Origin of the sequence: Pseudodesulfovibrio sp. S3 (assembly GCF_004025585.1) — a bacterium.
Lineage (GTDB): Bacteria > Desulfobacterota > Desulfovibrionia > Desulfovibrionales > Desulfovibrionaceae > Pseudodesulfovibrio.
The window spans coordinates 25,476-36,001 of the sequence record NZ_QTZO01000023.1 but is presented as its reverse complement, the minus strand read 5'-3'; the positions used below and the strand labels follow the sequence as shown (position 1 = coordinate 36,001).

Sequence of the window (10,526 nt, the reverse complement as noted above, 5' to 3'; positions counted from 1 at the left end):
CCACCCCGAATCGATCAGCTTCTCGCCGCCGATCACCGGGCGGCCAAAATCCAAAGCCGCATTTTTTTGGTTCTTTTTTGGGGCGGCTCAGCCAAAAAAGAACCCCGCCGGGAGGGCAGAAAAAAAAACATGGAGGAGCGATGAGCGACGGCTCTTCTTCAGACTTGCTGCAAGGGGAACACGCACACATCCGCGAAGAAGGACATGGAATGCCTTTAGGGCGGCAAGCCCCAAACAATGCCTCTCGCGCCAAAGGCGCGCATCCCAAACAAAAAGCCGCCCCTTGGGCGGCCTTCCCTATTCCTCAAGGCCCGCTGCCAAAAGCGAAAGCCAGTGCAACGTCACTCCAACAAGGCTCGGGCGCAACCAGAAAAATGTATCCCCCCTTCTCCAAGCCTCTTCCCACTTGACACCTCATCCACTCACGACTATGGTACCGGACTCCACAATGGGCCAGTAGCTCAGTTGGCAGAGCCACCGGCTCATAACCGGTCGGTCCCAGGTTCGAATCCTGGCTGGCCCACCAACGATCCCCTTACCGGGAGGACGTGATTGATCAAGATTGATACCGGACAACAGTTCAACGCATATATCCTGAAATTTCCCGCAAAGGCCGAAGGCCGGGTAATCGAAGAGGAAAAAGATGCTCCCGAGGGGGAAACCCTACGGGAGCATCCTCTTTATGGCAATCTGGCGTAACCATATGAAAATTAAAGATATTTTATCGATATTTCGCAAATGCGCCCCTGAGGACAACCAGAGTTCCTGGGACAACAGCGGCGTGCAGATCGCAGGCACGGTGGAAGCAACGGATCGTGTGGCCGTGACCCTGGAACCGACGCCTGCGGCCTTGTCGAAATGCCTTGAATGGGGAGCCGGTGCCATCATCACCCACCACCCGCTGTACATGAAACCCAAGGCTCCCGACAGCGACGGCATGTATTTGGATGTACTGCGCCAGGTCATCACGGCCGGAGCCTGGCTCTACAGCGCCCACACCTCCCTGGACACCCGACCCTCGGGTCCGGCCTTTTGGCTGGGAGAGAGCCTGGGGCTTGAGGACAAACGCCTCCTTGAGGTCGAACACGGACGCGCGCCCGTAGAGGCCTCGTTCTACTTGGAGGACCCCATCTCCCGCGAAGCCGCCGACATCTGGACCAACCACGACGGCGTGCATTCGGTCTCCCAGAGCCGCACCGGCGAAGTGCGGGTGGTCTGCGACGAGGTCGACTGGAACGCGGTGGCGGACAAAATCGAATTTTCCGTGGGCAGGCGGCCCCTGTTTTACCTGCGCTCCCTGACCGCCCCCAGACGCGAGGTGGGCTTCGGCGAGGTCGGCACCCTGCCCGCCCCCCTGACCTGGAACGGGTTCATGGATATCCTGGGCCCGCTCGTCAAGCGCGACGCCCTGCTGGTCTCCGGCCCTGAACCCGATAAAGTCTCCACAGTGGCTTACTGCGGCGGGTCCGGGTCGTCACTCATCGACCGCGCGGCCAAGGCCGGTGCAGACGTGTTCATTACCGGGGACATGAAGTACCACCCGGCCGTGGAAACACCCGTCTGCGTGGTGGATGCAGGACATTTTTCGTTGGAAGAGGAAATGATGCGCCGTTTTTCCTTGGAACTCCAAGAGGCAATGCCTGATGCACAAGTGCGCTTCTTCGAAGGCCTGGACCCTTTCAGGGTGCACGTATCAAGATAACGAATGGAAATACTTTTTCGTGATTTCTAATAGATAGAGAGGTTAACCCATGTATCAGAAACAGATTGAACAATTGATAGTCCTTCAGGAAGTTGACGATGATCTCCTCACCATCCGGGACGAAATCGAACAGGCCCCCAAGGAGCTCTTGGACCTTGAGGCCCAGATGGGCAAATTCAATGATCGCCGCGATCAGATTGAGGAAAAATTGAGCATCCTCAAAGAACAGAAGAAAAAACTGGCTGTCGAGATCGAAGAAGACGCCGGCAGGATCAAGAAATCCAAGAACAAGCTGATGATGGTCGGCAACACCAAGGAATACCACGCAATGATGCGCGAAATGGATTCTCTGGAAAAGCTCAACCGTATGCGTGACGACGAACAGGAAGCCGTGCGCGAAGAACTGCTGCGCCAGAACGAAGCCACGGAAGCCCTGAACCAGGAAACAAGCGGAGTCAAAGAGCAGTACAGTGCCCTCAAGACCACCCTGGACGAACGTCTGGCCCAGGCCAACAAAAAACTGGACAGCCTGAACCGCAAGCGCAAAAAGGCCTGCAAAGCCGTGCCGCCGCCGATCCTGGGCCGCTACGAATTCATTCGCGAGCGCATGGAAAATCCGGTCATCGTGCCGGTGGCCGGGGGTGTGTGCAAGGGCTGCAACATCATGATTCCGCCGCAGTCCTACAACGATTTGCAGAAAGGGCATCAGATTCTGAGCTGCCCCAACTGCCAAAGGCTGATTTACTGGCAGGCTCACCTGGAACCGGAAACAGCCGAATAGACCGAGAAAACACAAGTTTGGAGTCGGACAGGTCATCGCCGCGATCATTGATCGGGGAGGAAAGTCCGGGCTCCGCAGGGCAGGACGCTGGGTAACCCCCAGGGGGAGTGATCCCCGTCAAGTGCAACAGAAAGCAGACCGCCTCCGGGAAACCGGAGGTAAGGGTGAAACGGTGGGGTAAGAGCCCACCGGCTGTCGCGGTGACGCGGCAGGCCAGGTGAACTCCGTCCGGAGCAAGACCGAATAGGACAGCGTTTGAGACCGGCCCGGTCGAGCTGTCGGGTTGGTTGCTTGAACCGGCTGGTAACAGCCGGTCTAGATGAATGATGACCACCCCGAAAGGGGAACAGGACCCGGCTTATGATCGGCTCCAACTTGCTATACCGCGCGGGGGAGGCACCCCCTCCCCCGTGCGGCCATTTTTCAATAACCGTACAGGTTGACGCATGGACCGCACGATGAACAATATTTGGGGCATCATCCTGGCAGCAGGCTCGGGCACACGTTTGGCCGAGGCCGTTGGCGGCGAGCGCAAACAATACCTTGAGTACAAGGCTGCCCCCCTGTTCTGGCATTGCGCCCGGACGTTCTCGCGGGTGGCGGCCATCGACGGACTGGTGTTCGTCTTTCCTCCCGACGATACCCCATCCATGGAAAAGCGGCTCAAGCAGTATTTCAAGGCCGAAGACCTCGGCGTGAAGTGGACGGTGGTGCCCGGCGGCGCCAGGCGGCAGGACTCGGTCCGCAACGCCCTGAGCGGCCTCCCGGCAAAGTGCGAAGGCGTGCTGGTTCACGACTCGGCCCGGCCCTTTGTCTCCGCCCGCATCATCACCAACCTTATCGATGCCCTTCGTGAAGGCGCTCAGGGTGTCGTTCCCGCCATCCCGGTGACGGATACCGTCAAACGGGTGGACGGCAGCACCGTGACCGAAACCCTGAACCGGGCGGAACTGGCTGCAGTGCAGACACCCCAGGCCTTTGATGCCCGGATTCTCAGGGAAGCGCACGACCGCGCCGATACAGAAGGATGGGAAGTCACCGACGACGCCTCCATGGTGGAGCGGTTGGCCCCTGTCACGGTCATCCGGGGCGAGGCGGCCAACATCAAGATTACGGTCCCCGAAGACCTGAAACGTCTGAAAGAGACAAAAACACCGACCCCGTGCGTAGGCTGGGGATACGACGTCCATCGCTTCGGCGGAGACAATGACCGTCCGTTCGTACTCGGTGGCGTGCCCATCCCCGGCGGTCCGACCATCGTGGCCCACTCGGACGGGGATGTGCTGCTGCACGCCCTGGCCGACGCCATCCTCGGCACCTTTGGAGGCGGGGACATCGGCAGCCACTTCCCGGACACGAACCCCAAATTCAAGAACGCCGACAGCGCCGTGCTGCTGCGGGAAGTCCTGATCATGGCCGAACAGGCCGGAACGCGCATAGTGCATGTTGACCTGACCGTCATCACCCAGGTGCCCAGGCTCGCGCCCCATGCGGCACAGATTGCCAAGAATATCTGCCGCCTGCTCGGACTGGAACCGCACCAGGTCAACTTCAAGGCCACCACCGAGGAAAAGCTCGGTTTCACCGGCGAAAAGAAAGGGATCAAGGCCGTGGCCTCGGTCACCGGACTCCGGGAGATGTAGCCGTGTCGGGATTCTTAAAATTTCTCTTCTCTTTTCTCCTCTTCGTGGCTTTATGCATTTTCGGACTGCAATGGTACGTCAATTCCGAGGTGGACAAGGAACTGTCCCACGCCGTGGCGGAAACGCCCGGCCTGGCCTTCTCCTATGCCGACCTGTCCGTGAACATCCTGGACCACACAGTGACCCTGAACGGGGTCGACGCGCTCTTCCCCTCGGGCCAGCATGTCCAGGCCGACACAGTGCAGATCACTGCCTTTGACCAGCAAAACCCGATCCCGTTTTTTGCCACGGCCTCGGCCACCGGCCTGAACATCCCTGTCACGACGCAGAATTTCGGACAGTGGGCAGACTACCTGAAGAGCCTGGGCATCGAGACCCTGTCCGGCAACGGCAGACTGGATTATGCATTTGACCCGGATACGAATACCCTTGAACTCAAGGAATTGTCCCTGGACGATCCCAAACTGGGTGCTGTCCGCCTGACCGGCGCCATCGGCAACCTGAAGCTGGGGGCTTTCCGGGTGGAACAACTCTTTGCCCTGGGCATCAAGAAAGCTTCCCTCCAATTTGCCAACCGTTCTTTCATGAAACTCGTGACCGCTGACTTTGCCCATAAGATGGGGTTGTCCGAAACCACGACTCTGGCCAGAATCAGCGCGGAACTGGAAGGTCTGGCCAACTACGCGGCCAAGCAGGAAAACGGCCCGGCAGAGAACGCCATGCGCGGACTGAACCGCTTCCTGAACGACCCGGGCTCCATGACCGCCTCTGTCACGCCTGCGAAGGCCGTGCCTGTACTCTACTTTTTCATGGGCCGGGATCTCTTCGAGAATCTCCGCCTGCTGAACATCAGGATCGAAACCGATTCCAGAGATGGAATTTAATCAAGTTATAATTATTTCAGATAAATAAAAATGGAGTGATTCAATGAGGCTCTACAATACGCTCAAAAGACAGAAGGAAGAATTCATCCCGGCCAACGGCAATGACGTGAACATGTACGTCTGCGGCATCACGGCCTACGACCTCTGTCACATCGGCCACGCCCGCTCCAGCGTGGTCTTCGACGTTCTGTACCGCTACCTTGGAAACTCGGGATACAACGTCAACTTCATCCGCAACTTCACGGACGTCGACGACAAGATCATTAAACGCGCCAACGAGGTGGGCAAGCAGCCCAACGACATCGCCGAGCAATTCATAGGCGAGTTCTACGTGGACATGGACAAACTGGCCGTCCTCCGTCCCACGGTGGAACCCAAGTGCACCGAACACATTCCCGAGATGATCGCCTTGACCGAACGGCTCATCCAAAAGGGACACGCCTATGCCACGCCGTCGGGCGACGTCTATTTCAAGGTCCGCTCATTCGAAGGCTACGGCAAACTTTCAGGCCGCAATATCGACGAACTGGAATCCGGTGCGCGCATCGATCCCGGCGAGGAAAAGCTGGACCCGCTCGACTTCGCCCTGTGGAAGGGCGCCAAACCGGGCGAACCCTTCTGGGAGTCCCCCTGGGGCCAGGGCCGTCCGGGCTGGCATCTCGAATGCTCGGCCATGTCCGAAAAATATGCGTCCCTGCCTCTGGATATCCACGGCGGCGGCCAGGATCTTTCCTTCCCCCATCACGAGAACGAAGTGGCCCAATCCGAGGCTGACACGGGCAAAACCTTCGCCAACTACTGGGTGCACAACGGATTCGTGCAGATCAACTCCGAAAAGATGTCCAAATCCCTGGGCAACTTCTTCACCATCCGCGACATTCTGGACAAGTTCCTGCCCGAGACCCTGCGCTATTTCCTGCTGACCATGCACTACCGCAGTCCGCTGGATTTCTCCTTCGACGCCCTGGAAGAAGCGGAAAAAGGCATCAAACGCATCTACTCGGCGCTGGCCCAGATTGACGCGGAACTGGCCAAGACCAGTTGGAAGAAATCCCCGTTCCCCGAAGAATTGCTGGCCGAACTGAACGACATCGAGAAGCACTTCACCGCTGCCATGGAAGACGACCTGAATACTGCCGGTGCCCTGGGCCACGTTTTCTCGGCCATCCGGTTGGCCGGGCGCGTGGCGGAAGACAAGAACCTGCGCAAATCCGAAGGCGGCCGCGATTTCTTCACCCGCATCAAGGCCGATGTGGCCGACTGGGCCAAGATCCTCGGCATCTTTGAACGCGAGCCGGTACATTTCCTGACGGAGCTGCGCGACAACCGCGCTGCCAGGGCCGGCATCGACCCGGCCAAGGTCCAGGAACTCCTGGATGCCCGCAAACAGGCCCGCGCGGACAAGGATTTCGAAAAGTCAGACGCCATCCGCGATGAGCTGGCCACCATGCAGGTTGAGGTCAAGGACACACCGCAGGGCGCGACCTGGGACGTGTTGTAGGGATGCCTCCGGCGACCGGGGGAAGGTGAGGAAAAACCCTTTGAAAAGGGTCTTTCCTCTCCTTCCCCCGGAACCCCATTCCCTCCTTTTCCCAAGCTTTTTGGTGCCGCTTTGCGGAGTTTGCCGACAACAAAGCCCCGGCTCTGACGAGTCGGGGCTTTGTTGTCTCCTCCGGACAGCGGCTTTTATTCCGCCCTGAGGGACCAGAAGTATCGCTCGCTCCCGGCCGCCGGGTAGCTGGCCACGTCACCGAGTTCCCACCCTTCGGGGATAACTGCGGTGTCCGGTGGCGGGTCATTGGACAGAATCACGGCAACACCGATCCGATCAGGATCGCGGCGGAGCATGGGATGGATGAAATCGAGAAGCTTTTCCCACGGCATGAAGGCGCGGCTCAGGATCAGATCGGCAGTGGCTTCAGCACCGTTCTTTTTCAGCCGGCCCAGGACCTCCTCGGCCCTGCCGTGAAAGACGTTGGTGCCGGACAGATTCAGCCTTCCGAGTATGCTCTTCATGAACATGGCCCGTTTTTCACGGAGTTCCACCAGCCAGTAGTCGCCTTCCTGCCAGATCATGCGCAGAGGAATGCCCGGCAGACCGGCCCCGGCCCCGAAATCGAGACACAGCGGCCTGTCCGCAAGCTTCAGCCCGGCCAGAAAATCCGCCAGAAACAGGGAATCCACCACCAAGGTGTCAAAGACGGTCCGCCAATCCGACGGCCCCACCAGGTTCATCTTCCGGTTCCACTTGACCAACTGCCCCAGATACCCGGCCAAAAGCTCGGCCTGATCCGTTTCAACGGCACGCCCCAGCTTCTTTGCAGCCACGAATATTTCAACATTGGTGGGAGATGCATTCGCCATGACAACAAACTACCATTCTTTATAAAGTACCAACAGGGTGAAGCAACAACTCTCCTCACCCTCTCTCCTGAACTCTACAAAAGGAAGCAGCAAAAAGCCCTTCCCCTCTCAACCACCCTGGAGCGCCTTGGATGCCACAGGCATACAACAGCAGCTCACCAACACATGGAGCGCCTTGGATGCCAAAGGCATACAACAACAGCTCACCAACACATGGAGCGCCTTGGATGCCAAAGGCATACAACAGAGGCTCTCCCTCCCCGACCACTGGAGGCTTGGTAGAGTGGGTCAGATGTGCATTTTTCGGGTGCGGTTTAACCGGAGGCGTAGCCTAGCTACGGTGAGGATTAAACCGTGCCCGAAAAATGTGCAGATGGCCCGCTATCCCAAGCCGTCATTTATTCCTCAACAGGCTTGGTGAAGTCGCAACCCTTTTTGGGGCAGGCCAGATGTTCGCCCTTGTCCTTGGTGGTCTTGCGGGTCAGGATCGGATGTTCGCACTTGGGGCATGGCTCGCTGACAGGCCAATTCCAAACCGCATAGTCGCACTTGGGATACTCGGAGCAGGAATAGAACAGCTTGCCCCGGCGCGATGACTTCTCCACCAACTCACCGGTGCACCCTTCCTTGGGGCAGGGGACATTGGTTGAAAACGGCGCGGCATAGGTGCAGTCAGGGTAGTTGGAACAGGCGATGAACCGGGAGCCGGTGCGCGCCTTCTTCAGGAGCAGCTCGCCGCCGCACTCGGGGCAGGAGCCGACCACTTCAGGCTTCTCGGACTCGACCACCTGGATGATGCCGTTCTCGTCGCGGGTGAAATTGACGATGGACTTGCAATCCGGATAGCCTGTGCAGCCCAGGAATTCGCCACGGCGGGACTGCTTGATGGCCATGGGACGGCCGCACTTTTCGCACACCACCCCGGTCTCTTCGGGCTTTTCACGTTCCACGACCTGGATGGCACCCTCCTCGTCGCGGGTGAAATTCTTGATGGTCCGGCAAGTGGGAAACCCTGTGCAGCCCAGAAATTCGCCGGTCTTGCCGAACTTGACGGCCATGGGTTTGCCGCAATTTTCGCACATGATATCGGTCGTCTGCTGGGAGCGCCCCATCGCTGTCCGCGCCTTCTCCAGGGTAGGATAAAAATCCTCACCGAATCCCTTGAGCAGTTCTTCCCAGTTCTTTTTGCCGTCTGCCACATCGTCGAGCATGGTTTCCATGTTGGCGGTGAACCCCACGTCCATGAGTGCCTCGAAATGCTCTGACAGCTGGTCGGACACGGTGAACCCCAGTTCGGAGGGAACGAACCGCTTTTCTTCCTGGCGGGCATATTCGCGGTCCAACAGCGTCGAAATAATGGCCGCATAGGTGGAGGGTCGCCCGATACCCAGTTCCTCAAGGGTCTTGACCAGGGATGCCTCCGAATAACGCGGCGGCGGCTGGGTGAACTTCTGTTCCTTTTTCAGCTCATTGAGCTTCAGGACTTCGCCTTCGGTCAATTTGGGCAGTTCGGCCTCGTCCTCTGTCTTGACCTTGTCCATGGCCGCCAGAAAACCGGCAAAGAGCAGGCGTTCGCCCTTGGCGCGCCAGACGGTATTCGGTGCGGACACAAGAACGGTCGTATCCCAAAAAGAGGCCGCTGCCATTTGCGAGGCCACAAACCGCTGCCAGATGAGCCGGTAGAGCTTGTGCTGTTCGGAGGGCAGATAGCTTTTAATGTCGTCGGGCGTGATGGTCACGTCAACCGGGCGGATGGCTTCATGTGCGTCCTGCGCACTGCCCTTGGTCTTGAAATTTCGGGTCTTGGACGGATAGTAATCCGCGCCGAACATGTCCAGGATCAACCCTTTTGCTGCGTCCTGGGCCTCCTTGGCGATGCGCACGGAATCGGTACGCATATAGGTGATGAGCGCCGTGGTACCGCGACTGCCCAGATCCACGCCTTCATACAACCGCTGGGCAATGGACATGGTCCGCTTGGCGGAATAGCCCATGCGCCGGTTGGCATCCTGTTGCAGGGTGGACGTGATGTAAGGCGGCAGCGGAGAACGTTCACGCTGCTTCTCCTGCACGGAGTCAACCGTGAACTGCCCGTTCTCCAATGCCTGCTGCAACGACTCGGCCTGCTCCTGGGTGCCGATATGATTGGCGCCGGGCTTGACCGCCTTGTCGGACAGTTTGTGCAGGTCCAGCCAGAACGGCGGCGGGTTGGCCCCCTCCAGAAGCACCTTGAAGGGCCAGTATTCATCGGCCCTGAAGGCGCGGCGTTCCTTTTCGCGCTCCACCAGAATCTTGAGCGCCACGGACTGGACCCGCCCGGCGGAAATGCCCCGCTTTACGTTCTTCCACAGGATCGGGGAAATCTTGTAACCCACCAGCCGATCGAGAATGCGACGGGCCTGCTGGGAATTGAACAGGTTCTCGTTGAGTTCCTGCGCGTTCTCCAACGCTTCCTTGACGGCCCGAGCCGTGATCTCGTTGAACTGGATGCGCCTGATATTGTCGTTTACCGGCTTCAAAAGCTCGGCCACGTGCCAGGCAATGGCCTCCCCTTCGCGGTCGGGGTCGGGGGCCAGATAGATGACTCCCGCCTTCTTGGCTGCGGCCTTGAGCCGCTTTACCACGTCTTCCTTGCCCTGGATGACCTCATAATGCGGGGCAAAATTGTTCTCTTCGTCCACACCCAGATCGCGGGTGGGCAGGTCTCGCACATGGCCTACCGAGGCATCCACCATGTAATCCTTACCCAGGAACTTGGAGATGGTCTTCACTTTGGCAGGGGACTCAACGATGATCAGATCTTTTGGCATGATTGGTTCTCATATCAGCCTCTTCAAAAACGCACGATTGCAAACTTTTTCCTCTCGGCACTCGTGAGTTCTTGAACAGACTGCTAGATTATTTCCGATTATTCCTACCGGGTTTCCGACTTCAAAACAACTCGAAACCAGAACCGGACAGTGTTGGCGGTGTATGCACGTTTATCGGGTATGTCGTCAACCCTCTATATATAGATAATGGACGAAATCAGCGGTTATTCTCCTCCCTGTCACCATTATTAACACATCGGACATATTCCTTCACATCGCCGTCGGGTACCGCTTAGGCAATTCAAGTAGGAGAGGGCAACAACACAACCACCTGATTTAAAG

Annotated in this window: 9 protein-coding genes, 1 tRNA gene and 1 other RNA gene; 9 read left to right on the top strand and 2 right to left on the bottom strand. The window is 58.2% G+C overall.

Features of this window, described 5'->3' with window-relative positions; all coding sequences use genetic code 11:
• The 9 genes from DWB63_RS17435 to cysS all read left to right on the top strand — a co-directional run.
• A partial coding sequence (locus DWB63_RS17435) for a hypothetical protein (protein ID WP_206613183.1) occupies positions 1–410 on the top strand: 410 nt, incomplete at its 5' end.
• A gap of 40 nt (positions 411–450) precedes the next feature.
• Positions 451–526 (top strand) — tRNA-Ile (locus DWB63_RS15790).
• Positions 527–552: 26 nt separating this feature from the next.
• The gene (locus DWB63_RS17370; RefSeq protein ID WP_164879922.1) at positions 553–699 is read left to right on the top strand and encodes a hypothetical protein; all 147 of its coding nucleotides are present in this window, start codon (positions 553–555) and stop codon (positions 697–699) included.
• Between the two features lie 4 nt (positions 700–703).
• Positions 704–1,702: a Nif3-like dinuclear metal center hexameric protein gene (locus DWB63_RS15785; RefSeq protein ID WP_164879921.1), complete on the top strand. Its 999-nt coding sequence runs from the start codon at positions 704–706 to the stop codon at positions 1,700–1,702.
• Between the two features lie 49 nt (positions 1,703–1,751).
• Positions 1,752–2,483, top strand: a complete 732-nt coding sequence (locus tag DWB63_RS15780) for a C4-type zinc ribbon domain-containing protein (protein ID WP_128329825.1) — start codon at positions 1,752–1,754, stop codon at positions 2,481–2,483.
• Between the two features lie 19 nt (positions 2,484–2,502).
• An RNA gene (gene rnpB, locus DWB63_RS15775) (RNase P RNA component class A) lies at positions 2,503–2,859 on the top strand.
• Positions 2,860–2,941: 82 nt separating this feature from the next.
• Complete coding sequence (gene ispD / locus DWB63_RS15770) at positions 2,942–4,126, top strand: 2-C-methyl-D-erythritol 4-phosphate cytidylyltransferase (protein WP_128329824.1); 1,185 nt, start codon at positions 2,942–2,944, stop codon at positions 4,124–4,126.
• Positions 4,127–4,170: 44 nt separating this feature from the next.
• Positions 4,171–5,010, top strand: coding sequence for a hypothetical protein (locus DWB63_RS15765; protein ID WP_164879919.1), 840 nt, complete (start codon positions 4,171–4,173; stop codon positions 5,008–5,010).
• Between the two features lie 43 nt (positions 5,011–5,053).
• A complete protein-coding gene (gene cysS / locus DWB63_RS15760) occupies positions 5,054–6,511 on the top strand; it encodes a cysteine--tRNA ligase (protein ID WP_128329822.1) in 1,458 nt (485 codons plus the stop codon).
• Between the two features lie 185 nt (positions 6,512–6,696).
• On the opposite strand, the gene DWB63_RS15755 is transcribed toward cysS, so the two are convergent.
• Both DWB63_RS15755 and topA read right to left on the bottom strand, forming a co-directional pair.
• Positions 6,697–7,374 carry an RsmG family class I SAM-dependent methyltransferase gene (locus tag DWB63_RS15755; RefSeq protein WP_128329821.1) on the bottom strand — a complete coding sequence of 226 codons (678 nt, stop codon included), beginning with the start codon at positions 7,372–7,374 and terminating at the stop codon, positions 6,697–6,699.
• A gap of 398 nt (positions 7,375–7,772) precedes the next feature.
• Positions 7,773–10,184: a type I DNA topoisomerase gene (gene topA / locus DWB63_RS15750; RefSeq protein ID WP_128329820.1), complete on the bottom strand. Its 2,412-nt coding sequence runs from the start codon at positions 10,182–10,184 to the stop codon at positions 7,773–7,775.
• Positions 10,185–10,526 lie beyond the last annotated feature (342 nt).

Excerpts from the sequence above, each read along its gene's own strand:
- DWB63_RS15785 (WP_164879921.1), top strand. The coding sequence starts at position 704 with ATGAAAATTAAAGATATTTTATCGATATTTCGCAAATGCGCCCCTGAG.
- DWB63_RS15755 (WP_128329821.1), bottom strand. The coding sequence starts at position 7,374 with ATGGCGAATGCATCTCCCACCAATGTTGAAATATTCGTGGCTGCAAAG.
- DWB63_RS15780 (WP_128329825.1), top strand. The coding sequence starts at position 1,752 with ATGTATCAGAAACAGATTGAACAATTGATAGTCCTTCAGGAAGTTGAC.
- ispD (WP_128329824.1), top strand. The coding sequence starts at position 2,942 with ATGAACAATATTTGGGGCATCATCCTGGCAGCAGGCTCGGGCACACGT.
- topA (WP_128329820.1), bottom strand. The coding sequence starts at position 10,184 with ATGCCAAAAGATCTGATCATCGTTGAGTCCCCTGCCAAAGTGAAGACC.
- cysS (WP_128329822.1), top strand. The coding sequence starts at position 5,054 with ATGAGGCTCTACAATACGCTCAAAAGACAGAAGGAAGAATTCATCCCG.